At 71.4% G+C, this 17,882-nt stretch carries 17 protein-coding genes; 11 read left to right on the top strand and 6 right to left on the bottom strand.

Features of this window, described 5'->3' with window-relative positions; translation table 11 throughout:
• Nucleotides 1-9: 9 nt before the first annotated feature.
• From FPZ22_RS07025 to FPZ22_RS07035, 3 genes are read right to left on the bottom strand one after another with little or no spacing between them, the layout of a single operon-like run.
• The gene (locus FPZ22_RS07025; protein WP_144891636.1) at nt 10-978 is read right to left on the bottom strand and encodes a CHAD domain-containing protein; all 969 of its coding nucleotides are present in this window, start codon (nt 976-978) and stop codon (nt 10-12) included.
• 15 nt (nt 979-993) lie between these two features.
• Nucleotides 994-1,599 (bottom strand): DUF938 domain-containing protein, encoded by a 606-nt coding sequence (locus tag FPZ22_RS07030; RefSeq protein ID WP_246120660.1) that lies wholly within the window; start codon nt 1,597-1,599, stop codon nt 994-996.
• Nucleotides 1,596-3,257 (bottom strand): M28 family peptidase, encoded by a 1,662-nt coding sequence (locus FPZ22_RS07035; RefSeq protein ID WP_144891638.1) that lies wholly within the window; start codon nt 3,255-3,257, stop codon nt 1,596-1,598. The genes FPZ22_RS07030 and FPZ22_RS07035 overlap by 4 nt, the downstream gene beginning before the upstream one ends.
• A 128-nt stretch (nt 3,258-3,385) precedes the next feature.
• On the opposite strand from FPZ22_RS07035, the gene FPZ22_RS07040 reads away from it, so the two are divergent.
• Both FPZ22_RS07040 and FPZ22_RS13635 read left to right on the top strand, forming a co-directional pair.
• On the top strand, nt 3,386-3,811 hold the full coding sequence (locus FPZ22_RS07040; RefSeq protein ID WP_168198964.1) for a barstar family protein: 426 nt from the start codon (nt 3,386-3,388) through the stop codon (nt 3,809-3,811).
• 98 nt (nt 3,812-3,909) lie between these two features.
• Complete coding sequence (locus tag FPZ22_RS13635; protein ID WP_168198965.1) at nt 3,910-4,236, top strand: hypothetical protein; 327 nt, start codon at nt 3,910-3,912, stop codon at nt 4,234-4,236.
• Nucleotides 4,237-4,246: 10 nt separating this feature from the next.
• Here FPZ22_RS13635 and folE read toward each other — a convergent pair whose 3' ends face one another.
• Nucleotides 4,247-4,843 (bottom strand): GTP cyclohydrolase I FolE, encoded by a 597-nt coding sequence (gene folE / locus FPZ22_RS07050; RefSeq protein WP_144891644.1) that lies wholly within the window; start codon nt 4,841-4,843, stop codon nt 4,247-4,249.
• Between the two features lie 148 nt (nt 4,844-4,991).
• On the opposite strand from folE, the gene FPZ22_RS14050 reads away from it, so the two are divergent.
• The 4 genes from FPZ22_RS14050 to FPZ22_RS07065 all read left to right on the top strand — a co-directional run bounded on the left by FPZ22_RS14050 (nt 4,992) and on the right by FPZ22_RS07065 (nt 7,672).
• Complete coding sequence (locus tag FPZ22_RS14050) at nt 4,992-5,324, top strand: hypothetical protein (RefSeq protein WP_246120661.1); 333 nt, start codon at nt 4,992-4,994, stop codon at nt 5,322-5,324.
• The gene (locus FPZ22_RS07055) at nt 5,248-6,879 is read left to right on the top strand and encodes a DUF885 domain-containing protein (RefSeq protein ID WP_246120662.1); all 1,632 of its coding nucleotides are present in this window, start codon (nt 5,248-5,250) and stop codon (nt 6,877-6,879) included. Before FPZ22_RS14050 ends, FPZ22_RS07055 begins: the two co-directional genes overlap by 77 nt.
• A 217-nt stretch (nt 6,880-7,096) precedes the next feature.
• Nucleotides 7,097-7,441 carry a YkgJ family cysteine cluster protein gene (locus FPZ22_RS07060; RefSeq protein WP_246121015.1) on the top strand — a complete coding sequence of 115 codons (345 nt, stop codon included), beginning with the start codon at nt 7,097-7,099 and terminating at the stop codon, nt 7,439-7,441.
• Between the two features lie 12 nt (nt 7,442-7,453).
• Complete coding sequence (locus FPZ22_RS07065; protein WP_144891646.1) at nt 7,454-7,672, top strand: hypothetical protein; 219 nt, start codon at nt 7,454-7,456, stop codon at nt 7,670-7,672.
• A gap of 64 nt (nt 7,673-7,736) precedes the next feature.
• On the opposite strand, the gene FPZ22_RS07070 is transcribed toward FPZ22_RS07065, so the two are convergent.
• A complete protein-coding gene (locus tag FPZ22_RS07070) occupies nt 7,737-11,213 on the bottom strand; it encodes an amidohydrolase family protein (RefSeq protein WP_246120663.1) in 3,477 nt (1,158 codons plus the stop codon).
• A gap of 177 nt (nt 11,214-11,390) precedes the next feature.
• Here FPZ22_RS07070 and htpG point away from each other — a divergent pair, with 177 nt between their 5' ends.
• From htpG to FPZ22_RS07090, 4 genes are read left to right on the top strand one after another with little or no spacing between them, the layout of a single operon-like run.
• Nucleotides 11,391-13,322, top strand: a complete 1,932-nt coding sequence (gene htpG, locus FPZ22_RS07075; protein WP_144891648.1) for a molecular chaperone HtpG — start codon at nt 11,391-11,393, stop codon at nt 13,320-13,322.
• A 28-nt stretch (nt 13,323-13,350) separates the two neighbouring features.
• On the top strand, nt 13,351-14,511 hold the full coding sequence (locus tag FPZ22_RS07080; protein ID WP_144891650.1) for a cytochrome P450: 1,161 nt from the start codon (nt 13,351-13,353) through the stop codon (nt 14,509-14,511).
• Nucleotides 14,508-15,380, top strand: a complete 873-nt coding sequence (locus FPZ22_RS07085; protein ID WP_144891652.1) for a type II toxin-antitoxin system RelE/ParE family toxin — start codon at nt 14,508-14,510, stop codon at nt 15,378-15,380. Before FPZ22_RS07080 ends, FPZ22_RS07085 begins: the two co-directional genes overlap by 4 nt.
• Before the next feature lie 31 nt (nt 15,381-15,411).
• Nucleotides 15,412-16,683, top strand: a complete 1,272-nt coding sequence (locus FPZ22_RS07090) for an amidohydrolase family protein (protein WP_144891654.1) — start codon at nt 15,412-15,414, stop codon at nt 16,681-16,683.
• A gap of 60 nt (nt 16,684-16,743) precedes the next feature.
• Here the strand turns inward: FPZ22_RS07090 and arsH are convergent, their stop codons facing one another.
• Nucleotides 16,744-17,502 (bottom strand): arsenical resistance protein ArsH, encoded by a 759-nt coding sequence (arsH, locus tag FPZ22_RS07095; RefSeq protein WP_281287393.1) that lies wholly within the window; start codon nt 17,500-17,502, stop codon nt 16,744-16,746.
• Between the two features lie 17 nt (nt 17,503-17,519).
• On the opposite strand from arsH, the gene FPZ22_RS07100 reads away from it, so the two are divergent.
• Complete coding sequence (locus FPZ22_RS07100) at nt 17,520-17,852, top strand: ArsR/SmtB family transcription factor (RefSeq protein WP_144891655.1); 333 nt, start codon at nt 17,520-17,522, stop codon at nt 17,850-17,852.
• Nucleotides 17,853-17,882: the final 30 nt, after the last annotated feature.

The following is a 17,882-nucleotide window of genomic DNA, read 5'->3' on the forward strand; positions in this document are numbered from 1 at the left end:
CCGGGCGGGTCAGACGTGGTCCGTGGCCGGAGCGCGCGCGTCCAGCCAGGCTTCCACCGCGGAGAGTCCGGCGAACAGCGCGGGCTCGCCTGTGAGCCAGTACTTGCGGATGTCCCGGAAGCGGCGGGCGCCGCGCTTCCCGATCCGCGCCACGATCCGGTCCAGGCCCTGCCGGACAGCGTCGTCGTGCGCCTCCTTCCCGGCCTCGCGGACGATGTCGATCCACACCAGGCCGTCGGTGAAGTCGCCGAGCAGGTCCTGCAGCGTCCGCAGCCGCTGCAGGCATTCCGGCACCCCGGGCACCGCGGCGGCCACCGGCTCCAGGTGGTAGCGCAGGCGCTTGCCGGCGATGCGCGCGCGATGGATGGCCTTGCCGTCATCCTCGCCCGCCACCGCCGTCACGCGGCGTCGCAGCTCGGCCACGTCCAGGCGCAGCAGCGCGGCCAGGCTGGCCGCGAACGACACCACCTGTTGTCCGCGCTCGACGTGGTGCAGGCTCCGGTACCAGGGCAGGCTGTCGTCGAGGAGTTCCATCGACCGGGCGTACTCGCGCTCCACCTTCCCGCCGACCCCGGGGTCGCTGCGCGATGCCCGCGCCCCGAGGACAGCGAGCACCCAGTCGGCCGCCGCGCGCTCGTCCCCGGACAGCGCACCGAGCCGCCCGCGCAGCCACTTCGCGAACACCTCGTGGTCCCGGCTGGCATTGGTCGCCTTTGACACCTTGCGCAGCCGCTTCAGCGCCCGCTCCGGGACCATCCTGCCCGGCAGAACCACGTCCATGTCCAGCCAGCTGCGCAGCCGCCGGACCGCGACGCGGAAGTCGTGCAGCGCACTTCTGTCCCCAGGGTCGCCCAGGCGCGCATGGGCGGCGCGGATCCGCGCCTGCAGCTCGATCGCCACCAGCCTCGCGGCCCGCTGGGCGTCATCGCCCAACAGCGGCCCGATGTCCGGAAGACCCTTGTCGGCCGGGGCGCCCATGCCCCGGATATTGCCTCATCCCTTTTCGCGCGAGAACACCAGGCAGCGGTTGTTGGCCGGCATGGCGACGTCGGCCATGCGCCCGAGGCCGGCGGCCGATGCGAGCGCCTCCACCGCTTCGGCATCGCGGATCGCCGACCGCGGATCGCGCGCGGCCAGCCAGGCGTCGAAATCGCGGTTGCTGTCGCTGGTGTACGCGCCGCCGTAGTTGAATGGCCCGTAGACCACGAGCTTCCCTCCCTGCGCGCCATCCAGCAGGCGGCCGGCGCCGGCAAAGAACGCCTCCACTTCGGGCCAGCCCATGATGTGCAGGGTGTTGGCGGTGAACACGGCGTCGAAGCGGCCGGACTCCGGCCACGGACCACGGGCGACGTCGAGCTCGAGCGGTGCCGGCGTGTTCGGCAGCGCAGCCTCGTCGAGCCACAGGCGGATCCCCGCAAGCTGTGCGGCGACGTCCGAGCACTGCCAGTCCAGCCACGGCAGGGCCGCGGCGAAATGGACCGCATGCTGGCCGGTGCCGCTGCCGATCTCGAGCACCCGGCGGCGGTCGGCGAAATGCTCCCGCAGGACGGCGAGGATCGGATCGCGATTGCGGTCGCAGGCGGGGGCGTGGGGTTTCACTGCACTCCCGGCCGGCTCGCCGCGCTCTCTTCCCGGGCCGCGCGGAACTCGCTCCCCTCGTCCCATGACGGCCACGCCCCGGACTCCGCCACTTCACGCGCCAGCCGCAGCACCACCTCCGTGTCCGCCACCGGTCCGCGCATGTCCCAGCCGTCGTCGAACTCGTCGCCGGGCTGGTGGTAGCGCGTGGCGAAATAGGCCGCGCGCGCGGCCCTGCCGCCTTCCACCCCGCCGTCCAGCTGGTCCATGCCCGGACCGATGGTGATCGCGGGCACGCCGGCCTGGGCGAAGGCGAAGTGGTCGGCGCGGTAGAAGAAGCCGGCCTCGAGGTCCGGATCGGGCGACCAGGTCCGGCCCAGCGCCTCGGCGGCGGCCGCCAGGTCACGCTCCAGCGAGACCTTGCCCAGGCCCCAGGACGAGATGTCGCGCGTCGGACCGTCCGGACTCCACATCTCGAGGTTCAGCACCGCGGCGGTGGTCTCGAGCGGGCGCAGGGGATGCGCGGCGTAGTGCGTCGCACCCAGGAGGCCGCTTTCCTCGGCGGTGAGCGCGAGGAACAGCACGCTGCGCGCGGGGCGCGGGCCGGCGTGCAGCGCGCGCGCGACCTCGATGATCGAGGCCACCGCGGTGGCGTTGTCGACGGCGGCGTTCATGATCGCGTCGCCGGTTCCGTCGGGCGCGCCGATGCCGAAGCCGTCCCAGTGGGCGGACAGGATGACCGTTTCGTCCGGCCGCGAGGCGCCCGGCAGCAGGCCGGCGACGTTGTGGCTGGTGATCCGCGAGCGCGCGACGTCGAAGGCGGCGCTGAAACGGGCATCGTCAAGAGCGTGGGCCCTGAAGCCCTGCTGCTGCGCGGCGCGCTTGGCCTCGTCGAAGTCAAGGCCCGCGGCGGCGAACAGCCGTTCGGCGGTCGCGCGCTGGATCCAGCCGCGCACGCGCAGGTGGTGGCTGTCGGCGTCGTCGCGGACGATGTCGAACTGGGGCGCGGCGCGGCCGTTGCGGACGGTCGCCCAGGGATACGCGGCAGGTGCGGTCTCGTGCACGATCAGCACGCCGGCGGCGCCGCGCTTCGCGGCCTCCAGGTACTTGTAGGCCCAGCGTCCGTACCAGGTCATGGCGCGGCCGCCGAACTTCCCGGGTGCGGTCTCGAAATCGGGATCGTTGACCAGCACCACGACCACCTTGTCCTTCACGTCGAGACCGGCGTAGTCGTCCCAGCCGAGCTCGGGCGCGGTGATGCCGTAGCCGGCGAAGACCAGCGGCACGCCCGCGAGGTCCACGCGCGGGGCCGGGTGCAGGGACTCCAAGGCGATGTCTTCGCCGTTGGCCAGAGGCATGGCGGTTCCGGCGACGGTGAACGAGGTGGTGACATCGCCGCCGATTTCGCTGCGTTCCAGGGTCACGGCCTGGAGCCAGGTGCCGTTGTCGCCGGCCGGCTCGAGGCCGGCGGCTTCGAACTGCTCCGCGATGTAGGCGATGGTCTTCGCCTCGCCGGGCGTGTCCGGAGCGCGGCCCTCGAAGTCGTCCGAGGCGAGGGTGCGGATGTGGCGGGCGAGGTTGGCGCTGTCGACCCCCGGAGCGGGGGCGGGGGCGTCCTTTCCGCAGGCGGCCAGCATCAGGCCGGCGATCAGGAGTCCCGCGATCGTGGTTCGCGTCATGGCAGCGCTCGCTTGGAAGTCCGTGCATTGTGACCGGAACGCCACGCCGGATGGACGACGGACACGGAGCCGCGGCTTCACGGCGGGTCCACGACGCATGCCCGGCGCGCATGCGGCATGATCGCGCCATGACCGACATCGAGACCGGAGCGCTGCTGGCCGACGCCAGCCAGGCGGCCGCCTACTACGTCCACATCCACGACCGCGCCGCGCTGGTGGAGGCCGCGAACGCGCTGGACTTCGCAGTGGTGGCGGTGGACCTGGAGTTCGCCGACGACAGGAGCGCCCTGCTCGACGCGCTCGCGGCCGCGCTGGAGCTGCCGCCGGGCTTCGACGCCCGGTGGGACGCGCTTGCCGACAGCCTGGGCGACCTGTCCTGGCTGCCCGCGCCCGGCTACCTGCTGCTGCTCGACCACGTCGGCGGCCTGCGCGAATCCGCGCCGGAGGATTTCGACATGCTGCTGGAGATCCTCGACGAAGCGGCGCGCGCGCATGCCGCAGCCGGCGTCCCGTTCTGGGCGCTGATCCCGGTGGCGTCGCCGCAGGCACCCTGAGCGCAGGCCCGCGCGCACGGCGCCTTAGCGGAAAATGGACGCCCTGCACACGTCGCCGCACCGAGACTGGCCGGAAGCCCATCGACCAGGGACCCGCGATGAAGCGACTGCTGCCGATTTCCTGCGCCGTACTGGCGCTCGCGCTCACCGCCTGCAGCGACCCCGGCGAGGCCTACACCCCGGTGAGCGAACTGCCTTCCGAGCGGACGCCTGCGGATGACACGGCCAAGGACACGCCGCGCAGCCCGCCGCCGACCGACCCGCTGACGCCACCGCCCGTGGATCCGGACCTGCCGCCGCCGGTCGACCCGTCCCTGCCGGCGCCGGCCGAGCCGCCGATCGACGAGACCCAGAGGCCGCCACCACCGGTCGACTCGCCCATGATCAGCCCGCCGGAAAAAGAGCCCGCCGCGCCCACCGGCTGAGTCCGCAGACTCAGCCGCGCGGGTCGCCGATGAAGCGCAGGAACTCCTGGCGCGTGCGCGCGTCGTCGCGGAAGCCGCCCAGCATCTTCGAGGTCACCATGCTGACTCCGCGCTTGTGCACGCCGCGGGTGGTCATGCATTCATGGCTGGCCTCGATGACCACGCCCACGCCGCGCGGCTTCAGCACGTCCTCGATCACCGCGGCGATCTGCGCGGTCATCTTCTCCTGCACCTGGAAGCGGCGCGCATAGGCCTCGACCACGCGCGCCAGCTTGCTGATGCCCACCACCTTGCCGTCGGGCAGGTAGCCGACGTGGGCCCTGCCGATGATCGGCGCCATGTGGTGCTCGCAGTGGCTCTCGAACTGGATGTCGCGCAGGACGATCATCTCGTCGTAGCCGCAGACCTCCTCGAAGGTACGCTCGAGGTATTCGTGCGGCTCCTCGCCATAGCCGCTGAACCAGTCGCCGTAGGCCTCGACCACGCGCTTGGGCGTGTCCAGCAGGCCCTCGCGCGTCGGGTCGTCGCCGGCCCAGCGCAGCAGCGTGCGCACGGCCTCCTCGGCCTGGTCGCGGCTCACGCCGTGGCGCTCTTCGTGGTCGGCCATGGCCGCTGCTCCGGATGACGTGGGCCGGCCATGGTACAGCGGGAACCGCGCGACCTTCCCGTGCCGCCAGTCCGGCCATGACCAACCGCCTGCACGCGGCGCCGCGGCTGCGGACACAATGCGGCTTCCTGCCAGCCTGGAAGCCACCATGCGACCTGTCATCGCCAGCACACCCCTCGCCATCGCCCTGGCCCTGCTCCTGCCCCTGGGCCTGGCCGCCTGCGACCGCTCCGGCGCCACCGGTGCATCGCGCACCGCTCCGGTCGCGGTCACGGCCGAAGAGCGCCAGGCCGAAACGGCACGCCTCAATGCATGGTTCGAGGAACAGTTCGAGGAACAGCTGAAGCTGAGCCCGCTGCGCCTGACCTTCCTGGGCCGCAAGGAGCTGTACGACCAGCTCGACGATGTGTCCGACGCCGGTATCCAGAGGCAGCTCGACTGGCTGGAGGCCTCGGTGGAGGAAATGGAGGCCCGCTTCTGACCACGACCGCCTCGAGCCCGAGGCCCAGCTTTCCTGGGCGCTGTGGAAGAAGCAGTACGAAGAGATGCGCGATGGCATGCCCTTCCTGCTCGACGGTTACGTCTTCGACCAGATGAACGGCCTGCACAGCGTGGCGCCGACCTTCATGATCAATTTCCACCGGGTCGACGAAGCATCCGACTACGAAGCCTACGTCGCCCGCCTGCACAAGCTGCCCGACCTGTTCGACACCCTGATCGAGCGCGGCCACCGCGCCGCCGCGGCCGGCATCCGGCCGCCGAAGTTCGCCTGGGAAGGCGTGATCGACCAGTCGCGCAAGGTGATCTCCGGCGCGCCGTTCGACGGCGGCGCCGACAGCGCGCTGTGGGCGGACGCGCAGGCCAAGGCCGACGCCCTGCTGGCCGCGGGCAAGATCGACGCCGCGCGTGCGGCCGCACTGAAGGAAGAGGCGCGCCGGGCCCTGGTGGACGACGTGAAGCCGGCCTATGAGCGGATCATCGCCTTCGCCTCCGGAGAGCTGCCGGCCTCCGCGGAGAATCCCGCGGGCGTGGGCACCACCCACCCGAACGGCGACGCGTACTACGGCTGGCAGCTCGCCCGGCACACCTCCACCGACATGAGCGCCGAGGCCATCCACGAACTGGGCCTGTCCGAGGTCGCGCGCCTGCGCCGCGAGCTGGAAAAGGTGCAGGCGCAGATCGGTTTCAAGGGCGACCTGCAGGCCTTCTTCCGGCACGTGCAATCCGACCCGGCACGCCTGTATCCCAACACCGACGCCGGCCGCCAGGCCTACATCGACGACGCCACCCGCGCCATCGACAACATCGAGCGGCACCTGCCGCAGTACTTCGGACTGCTGCCGAAGGCCGGCCTTGAAGTGAAGCGCGTGGAAGCCTTCCGCGAGCAGGACGGTGCCGCCCAGCATTACTACCCCGGCACGCCCGACGGCTCGCGCCCCGGCATCTACTACGCGCATCTCTCCGACATGAACGCGATGCCGAAGACCGAACTCGAGGTGATCGCGTACCACGAAGGCCTGCCCGGCCACCACATGCAGATCTCGATCGCGCAGGAACTGACCGGCGTACCGACCTTCCGCACGCAGATGTTCGACACCGCCTACACCGAAGGCTGGGGCCTGTACTCCGAGTGGCTGGCGAAGGAGATGCCGGACACCTACCAGACCCCCTACTCCGAGTACGGCCGCCTGATGTCGGAGATGTGGCGCGCGATCCGCCTGGTCGTCGACACCGGCATGCACGCCAAGGGCTGGACCGAACAGCAGGCGGTGGACTACTTCCGCGCCAACAGCTCGATCCCCGAGGCCGCGATCCGTTCCGAAGTGCAGCGCTACCTGGTCAATCCCGGCCAGGCCACCGCGTACAAGGTCGGCATGATCCGCATGCAGGACCTGCGTCGGAAGGCGGAGGCCGAGCTGGGCGAAGCCTTCGACATCCGCGGCTTCCACGACACCATCCTCGGCGGCGGCGCGATGCCGCTGGACCTGCTGGAGCAGCGCGTCGACCGCTGGATCGCCGCCCGCAAGGCGGGTTGAGGCCCTCCTGCGGCACCGTCCCGCCTTCAGGGCGGGACGGCTTTCCTGCCAGGGCCGGCGCGGGGATTGGACGGCCCGGTTGCGCGGCGCTCACGTGCAGGGCCGAGCGGTCGCGTAAGATGGCCCGGCCCCCCCTGCGTCCGGCCGCAACCGCGCCCGCTGCGCCTTGTTCCGCGTCGCTGCCGCAAGGACGCCCTTCCGGAGCGCCCATGCCGACCTGCATGACCTGTACTTCCCGCTGGCCCCTGCGCGCGTGACGCAGGACGCCGTTCCGCTCTGCGCCCGCTGCGATGCCGTCTGCTGTCGCCTGACGGTGGTCGTGCAGCCGGAAGACCGCATCCCGGCCCATCTCACCACCTTCACCGAGGCGGGCCTGGAAGTGATGGCCCGCGACGAGGAAGGATGGTGCGTGGCCGTCGATTCCGCACACATGCGCTGTTCGATCTACGACAGCCGACCCGCGGTCTGCCGTCGGTTCGTCATGTCCGGGCCGTACTGCCTGGACGTGCGCGCCGACCACAGCGACCGCACCGCCCGGCGCGTTCCACTGCGCCTTTACTGACTGGAGAGACCATTGGCAAAACCCAACTACAGTTTCGAGAAGCGTCAGCGCGAACTGGCGAAGAAGCGCAAGCAGGACGCCAAGGACGCAAAGAAGCGCGAGGCCCGCGAGGCGGCCTCCCCGCAGTCGGCCGCGACCGCACCTCAGGCAGCGACGCCGGAATCCGGCGAGCCCGCCGAAACGGCCCCGGCGGCGCCGGCCCCGCGCGTCCACCTGCGTTCGCCGGAGTAGCGCGCGGCGGGCCGGCGTGAGGGCGGCGCCGCGGGCCAGGCCCGCCATGCGCCGCCCCCGGCGGTCAGTGCACCCCGTGGCAGACCGACGTCGGGCCGAAGCTTTCGCCGAACAGCTGCCCCTGGCGATGGTGCTGCCAGTAGAACGTCGGCGCCGGCACCGCCTGGTTGCCGATCTCCGCCATACCGGCGGCGACGTCGAACAGCCGCCCGTCCACCATCACGTAGCGCGTGTCCGCGGTGTGGCGGATGTTCTCGAGCGGGTTGCCGTCCAGCACCACGAGGTCGGCACGCTTGCCGACCTCGAGCGAGCCCAGCTGCGAGGCCATGCCGAGGTAGTCGGCGCCGTCGATCGTCGCCGCGCGCAGCGCCTCGAAGTTGCTGAAGCCGCCCTGGGTCAGCATCCACGCCTCCCAGTGCGTCGCCAGGCCCTGGAGCTGGCCGTGGCCGCCCACCTGCACCTTGACCCCGGCGTCGCGCAGCTTCTTGAGTGACTTCGCCACCTCGATGTGGTGGTAGTCCCAGTCCGGCGCGGTCTCGCGGCGGATCGAGCGCGCATCCAGCGTCTCGCGCGGGAAGAAGCGGTTGAGCTTGGGATCCTCCCAGACGTTGTCGCGGGCGTAGAACCAGTACTCGCCCGACAGACCGCCGTAGCTCACCACCAGCGTCGGCGTGTTGCGCACGTCGGTGGCCTTCCACAGATTGACCACGTCCGAATACAGCGGCGCGATCGGCAGGTTGTGCTCGATGCCGGTGGCGCCGTCCAGGATCATGGTCATGTTGTGGTGGAAGGTGGAACCGCCTTCCTCCACCACCAGCATGCCGAGCTCGCGCGCGGCCTGGTTGACCTGCTGGCGCTGTTCGCGCCGCGGCTGGTTGTAGCTCTTCACCGAGAACGCACCGTGCGCCTGCATCCGGCGCAGGTGGCTGCGGGCGTCGTCGAGCGAATCGATCTCGGCCTTGAAGCCGCCGTCGGCGCCGTACAGGATCGTGCCCGTCGAGAACATGCGCGGTCCGACCATGCGACCGGCCTGCAGCAGCTCGGACTGCGAGAACACGAACTCGGTGGTCGCCGAGGGATCGTGCAGGGTGGTCACGCCGAAGGCGAGGTTGGCGTAGTAGGCCCAGTTCTGCTGCGGCACCACGCCCTGGCCGAAGTTCGAGGCGTGCGCGTGCACGTCGATGATGCCGGGGATGATGGTCTTCCCGGCCACGTCGATGACGCGCGCGCCGGACGGAACCTGGACCGCACCGGCGGCGCCGATGGCGGTGATGGTGTGGCCGTCGACGACGATCGTGCCGCCCTCGATCACTTCCTGCGCGTTCTCCGCATCGCGCATGGTGACGATGCGCGCGTTGGTGAACGCGACCACGTCGCGCGGCGCATACACCGGCGCCTCGAGGCCGACGGCGACGCCGCCGCCCGGCGCCGGTTTCGCGATCTCGGCGGGCGCGCCCGGGAGGAAGTCGAAGGTCTGGTCCAGGCGCCGCGAGTGGTAGCGGTCGCCCACCATCCAGTGCAGCGACTTCGAGTCCGCGGCCCAGTGCAGGTAGCTGCCGACGTCGGCGCTCACCGGACGCACCGGCAGCGCCTTGGTCTTGCGGTCGAGCGTGATGGTGCGGCCGGTCTCCGGCATCGGCGCCACGTAGGCGTTGAACAGCTCGGTGAAGGCGACCCACTGGCCGTCGGGGCTGACCTGGACCGAATCGACGTACTTGAGGTCGAACACCTCGCGCGGCTCCTCGCCGTGCAGGCCGACCGACATCAGCTTCTTCTGCATCCCGCCGCCCGCCAGGTACAGCACGCGGGTGCCATCGTGGTTGAACTGCGGCGACTGCCCGGTCTCGGCCACGCGCACCGGCGTGCCGCCGGCGGTCGGCACCACGTAGATGCCGCGCTCGCCCGACCACAGGCTGCCGGTCAGGCCGCCGCCGCCGCTGCGGCTGTAGACCACGTGCCGGCCGTCCGGCGAGAAGCGCGGGTGGTAGTAGAAGCCCGGCTGCTGCGTGAGCTTTCGGCCCTCGGCCGTGCCGCCCGCGCCGCGGATATGGATCGCGCCCAGGCCGTCGTCGGTCCAGCTGGTGTAGAGCAGCTGGCGGCCGTCGGCGCTGAAGCTGGGCTGGTATTCGTACACGCCCCGGCTGCCGGTCAGGCGCACCGGCGTGCCGCCCGGCAGCGGCTTGCGCCACAGCTGCCCCAGCGCGTGGAAGACCAGGCTGCCGCCGTCGGCCGACGTCGCGACATCACGGATCATGCGCGGGCTGAAGCGGCCCTCGGGCAGCGACTGCGCGAACCTCAGCGGCTCGGACACCATCTGCTCGACCTGGGCGGTGAACGGGATCTTCGTCGCGGCGCCGCTGCCCATGTCCACGCGCCACAGCCCGCCCTGGGCCGAGACCACCACCGCCTTCGAGTCCGGCGTCCAGTTGAAGCCGGTGTAGGGCCCGAAGATCGCCCAGGCCTCCTGCTGGTCGTGGCTCAGGCCGTCCCACACCGGGCGCACCTCGCCGCTGGCGATGTCGAGGTGGTGCAGCACGCTGGCGTCGCGCACGCGCTTCACGAAGGCCAGCGACCGGCCGTCCGGCGACACCTGCGGCCGCACCGCGCCGCCGGGCGTGGCGACCACGGTCTCGGTCTTGCCGGTCTGGCGGTCGAAGCGCTTGATCGCGTAGATCACGCCGTGCGGATCGCGGTTGTACTCGAAGCTCGGGCCGCGGCTGACGTCCTGCGAGAAGTACACGTAGCGGCCGTCGGGCGAGACGCTGGGCTCGCCCAGGTCCTGCTGTTCGTTGGGCTTTTCCACCAGCTGGATGCCGGCGCTGGTGCCGGCCGCGTGGTACATCCACAGCTCGCCCGCGCCCAGCGAGCGCGTCGAGGTGAAGTGCTTGCGGGCGACGATGTACCGGCCGTCGGGCGTCCAGGTCGGATTGTTGACGAGGCGGAAGCTCTCCTCGGTCACCTGGCGCGCATCGCTGCCGTCGGCGGCGATGGTCCAGACGTTGTTGGCGCCGCCGCGGTCGGAGGTGAAGGCGATGCGGCGACCGTCGGGCGACCAGCGCGGCTGGACGTCCCAGGCGCGGCCGGTGGTGATGCGGGTGGCGGCGCCGCCGGCGACCGGCATGCGGTAGAGGTCGCCCAGCAGCGAGAACACCAGCTGGCGGCCGTCGGGGGAGACGTCCACGTCCATCCAGGTGCCTTCGCTGGTCTCGAAGCGCACGGTCTTCGGCGTGCCCTGGGTGGTCTCGACGCTCCACTTCGCGGCCTTGTCGTCGCCGTTGGCATCCCGGCGCAGGCCGCGCGCGCTTTCCAGCGGGGCCTCGGCCGGGTCCAGGCCGGCGGCGTCGAGCGCCTCCTGCTCGAGCTCGACGTTGTCGGTGCGGTCCTGGTCCTGCTTCGCGGGCGGAGCGGGCTGCGGCGTCGGCTGCGGCTGGGGAGCGGGCTGGGGAGCGGGCTGGGGCTGGGGCGCAGGCGGGTTCTGTGCAAGTGCGGGCGCCGAGACGAGCGCGGCGGCGAGGGCGAGGGCAAGCGTGGTTCGGGTCATGCGATGCGGCGTCCGGAAGGGCAAACCCCGCCAACATAGCCGGGCCGCCCGCCACCGCGCCCGGTCCGAAAGTCGTGTCCCGGCGGCCCGACGTCGCGTTCCGGCGTCCCCGCGGTTGAAATCGACGCCCCGGGCACGCATATCCGGCGCCAGTCTCAGCCTTGCAGGGAGCACCCGATGACCGCCACCGCCGCCGAAACCCGCCGCTTCGAAGCCGAGGTCGCCCAGGTCCTGCACCTGGTCACGCATTCGCTGTACTCGCACAAGGAGATCTTCCTGCGAGAGCTGATCTCGAACGCGTCCGACGCCTGCGACAAGCTGCGCTTCGAGTCCATCGCCAGCCCCGACCTGCTCGCGGGCCAGCCGGAGCTGCACATCGACGTCAGCCGGGACCGGGACGCGCGCACGATCACCATCCGCGACACCGGCATCGGCATGTCGCGGGACGAGGTGGTGGCCAACATCGGCAGCATCGCCAGCTCCGGCACGCGCCGCTTCCTGGAAGCGCTGGGCGCGGAGCAGAAGGCCGACGCGCGCCTGATCGGCCAGTTCGGCGTGGGCTTCTACTCCGCCTTCGTGGTCGCCGACCGCGTGACCGTGCTGACCCGCCGCGCGGGCGCGGCGCCGGGGGAGGGCGTGAAGTGGGAAAGCGACGGCCGCGGCGAGTACACGCTCGAGGCCGTGGAGCTGCCGGAGCGCGGCACCACCGTGGTGCTGCACCTGAAGGCGGACGAGGACGAGTTCCTCGACGGCTGGAAGCTGCGCGCGCTGATCACGAAGTACTCCGACCACGTCGCCTTCCCGATCCGGATGCCGAAGGACGCCGCGTCCGATGCGGGCGACGACGATGCCGATGACGCGGGCGAGGCCGGCACCGGGGCCGACGCCGCGAAGCCCGCGCCCGCCTGGGACACGGTCAACGACGCCTCCGCGCTCTGGACCCGCCCGAAGTCGGAGATCAGCGACGACGAATACCAGAACTTCTACAAGTCGCTCGGCCACGATTTCAACGACGCCGCGGCCTGGAGCCACAACCGCGTCGAGGGCAGCCAGAGCTTCACCACCCTGCTCTACATCCCCTCGCAGCCGCCGTTCGACCTGATGATGGGCGGCCGCGACGAGCGCAAGGGCCTCAAGCTCTACATCAAGCGCGTCTTCATCATGGACGCCGCCGAGGAGCTGCTGCCGAACTACCTGCGCTTCGTGCGCGGCGTGGTCGACGCCGACGACCTGCCGCTCAACGTCAGCCGCGAGATCCTGCAGCACAACCGCCAGCTCGAGCGCATCAAGGGCGCCTGCGTGAAGCGTGTGCTCGACATGATCGAGCGCCTGTCGCGCGACGAGCCGGAAAAGTTCGCCGCCTTCCTCAAGGCCTTCGGCAACACGCTCAAGGAAGGCATCGTCGAGGACCACGGCAACCGCGAGCGGATCGCGAAGCTGCTGCGCTTCGCCTCGACCCGGGGCGAGGGCGATGCCCGCACGGTCTCGCTGGACGACTACATCGGCCGCATGCAGGAGGGCCAGGACGCGATCTGGTACGTCACCGCCGACGGCCATCGCGCCGCCGCCGGCAGCCCGCAGCTGGAAGCCTTCCGGGCCCGCGACATCGAAGTGCTGCTGATGTCCGACCGCATCGACGAGTGGATGCTCGGCCACCTGCGCGAATACGGCGGCAAGCCGCTGAAGCACGTCGCCAAGGGCGAGCTGCCGCTGGACGAGGCGGAGAAGCAGAAGCTCGCCGACGCCGCCGGCGCGGCCGCACCGCTGCTGGAGCGCATCAAGGGCCTGCTCGGCGACCGCGTCGAGGACGTGCGCGTGTCGGCGCGCCTCACCGATTCGCCCTCGTGCCTGGCGCTGTCGGAATGGGAAATGGCCCCGCACCTGGCGCACCTGCTGCGCGAGGCCGGCCAGGACGTGCCGGCGCAGAAGCCGACGCTCGAGGTGAACCCGCAGCACGCGCTGCTGCGCAGGCTGCAGGGCGAGACCGACGAGGCCCGCGCCAGCGATCTCGCCAGCCTGCTGCTGGAGCAGGCGGAGCTCGCCGCGGGCGCACCACTGCCGGATCCGGCGGCTTTCGTGCAGAGGATGAACCGCCTGCTGGCAGACTAGCGCTCCCTCTCGCCCGGCTCCGACAACGATGCCCGACCACATGCCCGACGATCTGTCGGCCTCCGGCCGCGACCTGCGGGCCTTCACCGACGCGCTGCGCCCGCGCCACCGCGTGGTACGCAACGTCGGCGGCGAATGGGTGCTGCTCGGCCACGATCTGGTCGTGGAGGCCGCGCGCGACGACGTCCGCTTCTCCAGCGCCGTGTCGCGCCACCTCCAGGTGCCGAACGGCATCGACGGCGAACGGCATGCCGCATACCGGCGCGCCCTGGACGTGTTCCTGGGCGCCGATGCTTTGGCACCCCATCACGCGCAGTTCCGGCGGATCGCGGCCGGACTGGTGGCCTCGCTGCCCAGGGACGAGGCCGTCGACGCGGTGTCGGCGATCGGCGTCCGTTTCGCGGTGCGCGCGCAGTGCGCCTGGCTGGGCTGGCCCGCCAGCCTCGAAGGCCGGCTGGTGGACTGGGTGGCCGAGAACCACGTCGCCACCCGCTCCGGCGACCGCGACCGGACCCGGCGCGTGGCCGAGGAGTTCGACGCCATCATCCAGTCCGTGCTCGCGCCGCGGCGCGCGGCGGGCGCCGACGCCCCGGATGACGTCACCACCCGGCTCATGCGCACCACGGTCGACGGCCGGCCGCTGGACGACCCCGAGATCGTCTCCGTGCTGCGCAACTGGACCGGCGGCGATCTGGGCTCCATCGCCCAGTGCGTGGGCGTGCTGCTGCACCATCTGGCGACGCATCCGGAACTGCAGCAGCGGCTGCGCGACGGTGTCGACGACGACGCCTTCGATGCCGTGATCGACGAGATCCTCCGCATCGACAATCCCTTCGTATCCAACCGCCGGATCACTACCTGCCCGGTGGACATCGGCGGCGTGACCCTGCCGGAAGGCGCACGGGTGAAGCTCAACTGGACCTCGGCCAACCGCGACGAGGCCGTCTTCGGCGATCCCGACGCCTTCGATCCCGCGCGCAACGCGCCGCACAACCTGGTCTACGGCATCGGTCGCCACGCCTGCCCCGGCCGCCTGCTGGCGACGCTTGAACTGCGGATCGTGCTGCGGGAACTCCTGGCCGCGACCCGCTCGATCACGCTCGACCCGCTCCAGCCGGCCGAACGCGCGGTCGCGCCCGTGGGCGGCTGGGCGCACGTACGCGTGCTGCTCGCGTCGCCGGCTGGATGACCCGCGCGCCGCGCCCGTCCGGGACCGGGACCGGATCCCGGATCGAACGTCTGCAACCGTGGATCGCTGCGCTCCTGAGCGCGGCGATCCACGGGCTGCTCCTGGTGCTCGCGATGCTGTCCGAGCCGCTCACGGTGTCGACGCCGCAGGGCAGCGCCGCCGGCGCCCGGGCGATCCAGGTGGTCTATATCGACGAACCGGCGGACTCCGCGGAGGCCGAGGACGCGCCGCCGGCCAGCCCGACGCCCAGGCCTGAGCCACAGCCACAGCCACGCCCGCGGCCCGACCCGGCCGAAGCGAGGCGCGACGCGACGCGCCTCCAGACCACGCCGGTCCCCCGCGCCGAGGATCTGCCGCCGCCGGAGACCGCCGAATCGAAGGACGCCGCCCGCCCGACCCCGCCCGCGGCGGCGCAGGCCTCCGCGGTACGCCCGCCGCGCGCGACCGGGCGCCCGCGGCATGCCTGGGGCCAGCCGCCGGGCATGCTCCAGGAAGAACACGCGCCGGTGAATGCGGGTCCCGCACCCAGTCCCGCCGTCCACCAGGGCCGCCGGTACGACGCCTCGTCCGGCCAACCGAACCTCGAGGTCGGCGGCTACCAAGTGCTTTACGACCTGATGAGCGAGGACCGAGCGCGCGCCTGGCGCGAGCAGGGCATGACCGAGATCTTCCTGCCCCTGCCCGGCATCCGCCAGTACATGGTCTGCCCGCTGGAGACCGCGATCCGGCGCGAGTCGGGCCCGTGCCGCCTGGTGGAACCGGACGACCCTGCGCTGATGGACATCGGCGACGCGCGCGACGTGATCAGCATGGAGCGGGTCTACCGGCGCGGCGAACTGGTCTGGCGGGGGCCGGGAGCTTATCGATAAAGTGCCGCTGCCTGAATGGAGGAGTCGCGCCTTGGATACCCGCATCCGTCTTTCCCGTCGCTTGCGCGCGCTGGGCGCCCTCGTGGCCTTCGCCATCGCGCCGGCGGTGGTGGCCGCACCCGGCGGCACCGTCGAATTCCACAACGCGTACTGGTTCGACGGCGACGGATTCACCAGCGGCAGCCGCTACGTGATCGACGGCGTGATCACTGAAGCGCTTCCGGCCCGGATCGACCGGCGCGAGGATCTTGGCGGGCGCTGGGTCGTGCCCGCCTTCGCCGAAGCGCACAACCACAATCTCCAGAACGCGTGGGGCGCGGGCCGGTGGCGCGACATGTACCTGCGCGATGGCGTCTTCCACGCCGCGATGCTGTGCGGCGACGCGGAGGGCAACCAGGCCGTGCGCGAGGCGCTCGCCGGTCGCGATGCCCCGCGGGTGGTGTTCACCAGCTGCGTGTCCAGCTCCGATGGCCATCCGCTCCGGATGGCCCTGCGTGAGTATCGCCAAGCCGACCCCGACACCGGCCCCGAGGTGGTCCACGACCGCCACTACGTGGTGATGGACACACCGGCCGACGTGGCTGCCAAGTGGCCGCTGGTCCAGGCGGCGCGGCCGGACCTGGTGAAAGCGATCCTGCTGCACTCGGAGGACCCGACCCGCCGCGGCGATCCCGCGATGTACGGCGTCAACGGACTCGAGCCGGAGGTGTTGCCGGTGCTGGTCGAACGGGCACGCGCCGATGGCCTGCGGGTCGCCGCACACACCGAGTCCGCCGCGGACTTCGCGGTCGCGGTCGGCGCCGGCGTCGACATCATCGCGCACCTGCCGGGCTACCGCTTCTGGCCGGGCAAGACCGGCGGCGACTATCGTATCGACGATGCCACGATCGCCGCGGCGGCGGCGCGCGGCGTTGTGGTGGTGCCGACCGCAAGCATCGCCGAGCTCGTCGCCGGCAACGACCTCGAGGCGCTGGCGGCGGTGCAGGCGGTGCAGGCCGACAACCTGGCGCGTCTCAAGGCCGCCGGCGTGCCCCTCGCGATGGGCAGCGACCGCTTCGACGCGACCTCGATCGTCGAGTACGACTACCTGCTGGCCGGTGGCCTGTTCGACCGGCGCGAGCTGCTGCGCATGCTCAGCGTCGACACCCCGCGCCTGCTGCAGCCGGATGCACGCGTCGGCTGCCTCGAGGACGGCTGCGTCGCCAGCTTCGTCGCGCTCGATGCTGACCCCTTGGCTGCTGACGACGCGATCCACCGGATCGGCGCGCGGGTGCTCGAGGGACGGGTGCTGGAGATCGACTAGAGGCCACAAGACTGGCGCGATGACGACGGAGGCCACCTCGACCTCATCCGCAGCCCCCGATCACGCAGGCGCGGAGTCCGCACTCGTCACGGCACCCGAAGCCGCCGCCACCCGCCGCGCCTCCTCCGCCCCCTTCCTCTCGCTGTAGCGATCGACGAGGTAGTCGCTCCGCCCGCGCACCAGCAGGGTGAACTTCACCAGCTCCTCCATCACGTCCACCACGCGGTCGTGGAAGGGCGACGCGCGCATCCGGCCGGCGTCGTCGAACTCCTGCCAGGCCTTGGCCACCGACGACTGGTTGGGGATCGTCACCATCCGCATCCAGCGACCGAGGATGCGCAGCTGGTTGACCACGTTGAACGATTGCGATCCGCCGCAGACCTGCATCACCGCCAGCGTCCTCCCCTGCGTGGGGCGTACGCCGCCGTCCTCGAGCGGCAGCCAGTCGATCTGGTTCTTGAACACGCCGGTGAGGGTGCCGTGGCGTTCGGGCGACACCCACACCTGGCCTTCGGACCACTGCGACCATTCGCGCAGCTGCCGCACCTTCGGATGGTCGCGATCGACGCTGTCGAGCATCGGCAGCCCGTGCGGGTCGAACACCCGGGTCTCGGCGCCGAGGCGGCGCAGGATGCGCTCGGCCTCGAGCGCCAGCTTGCGGCTGTAGGACTGCGGCCGCAGCGAGCCGTAAAGCAGAAGGATGCGGGGCGGATGCGCGCCGGCATCGGCGCCGAGCGCGTCGTGCCGCGGGCCCGGAAGGAGATCGGTGTCGACGTGGAGAAGGTCGGGGGAGTCGGGGCGTTGCCGGTCCATATTCATTCGACTATTCTAGAACCGTGGAAACGAACCAGGCAATCGCGGCGCTGACGGCGCTGGGCCATGCGACGCGTCTCGCCGCGTTCCGGCTCCTCGTCGAAGCCGGACCCGGCGGCCGCATGGCGGGCGAGATCGGAGAAGCGCTCGGCGTGCCCGGCGCGACTCTCTCCTTCCACCTGAAGGAACTGGTGCAGGCCGGCCTCATCGGCAGCGAGAGCCAGGGGCGCAACGTCTGCTACCGCGCCCGCTTCGACGCCATGAACGCCCTGCTGGCCTACCTGACGCACAACTGCTGCGCCGGCTCCGACGGCGACGACTGCGCCCCCGGCGCGGCGCCGCCCCGCGGCTGCTGATCCCACCCGACCACTCCACCCACACGAGGC

The organism is Luteimonas granuli, assembly GCF_007795095.1.
In the GTDB taxonomy this organism is placed as follows: Bacteria; Pseudomonadota; Gammaproteobacteria; order Xanthomonadales; family Xanthomonadaceae; genus Luteimonas; species Luteimonas granuli.

Coding starts and splice junctions, on each gene's coding strand:
- FPZ22_RS07025 (WP_144891636.1), bottom strand. CDS start 978: ATGGGCGCCCCGGCCGACAAGGGTCTTCCGGACATCGGGCCGCTGTTG.
- FPZ22_RS07035 (WP_144891638.1), bottom strand. CDS start 3,257: ATGACGCGAACCACGATCGCGGGACTCCTGATCGCCGGCCTGATGCTG.
- FPZ22_RS07040 (WP_168198964.1), top strand. CDS start 3,386: ATGACCGACATCGAGACCGGAGCGCTGCTGGCCGACGCCAGCCAGGCG.
- FPZ22_RS13635 (WP_168198965.1), top strand. CDS start 3,910: ATGAAGCGACTGCTGCCGATTTCCTGCGCCGTACTGGCGCTCGCGCTC.
- folE (WP_144891644.1), bottom strand. CDS start 4,843: ATGGCCGACCACGAAGAGCGCCACGGCGTGAGCCGCGACCAGGCCGAG.
- FPZ22_RS14050 (WP_246120661.1), top strand. CDS start 4,992: ATGCGACCTGTCATCGCCAGCACACCCCTCGCCATCGCCCTGGCCCTG.
- FPZ22_RS07055 (WP_246120662.1), top strand. CDS start 5,248: ATGTGTCCGACGCCGGTATCCAGAGGCAGCTCGACTGGCTGGAGGCCT.
- FPZ22_RS07070 (WP_246120663.1), bottom strand. CDS start 11,213: ATGACCCGAACCACGCTTGCCCTCGCCCTCGCCGCCGCGCTCGTCTCG.
- htpG (WP_144891648.1), top strand. CDS start 11,391: ATGACCGCCACCGCCGCCGAAACCCGCCGCTTCGAAGCCGAGGTCGCC.
- FPZ22_RS07080 (WP_144891650.1), top strand. CDS start 13,351: ATGCCCGACCACATGCCCGACGATCTGTCGGCCTCCGGCCGCGACCTG.
- FPZ22_RS07085 (WP_144891652.1), top strand. CDS start 14,508: ATGACCCGCGCGCCGCGCCCGTCCGGGACCGGGACCGGATCCCGGATC.
- arsH (WP_281287393.1), bottom strand. CDS start 17,502: ATGAATATGGACCGGCAACGCCCCGACTCCCCCGACCTTCTCCACGTC.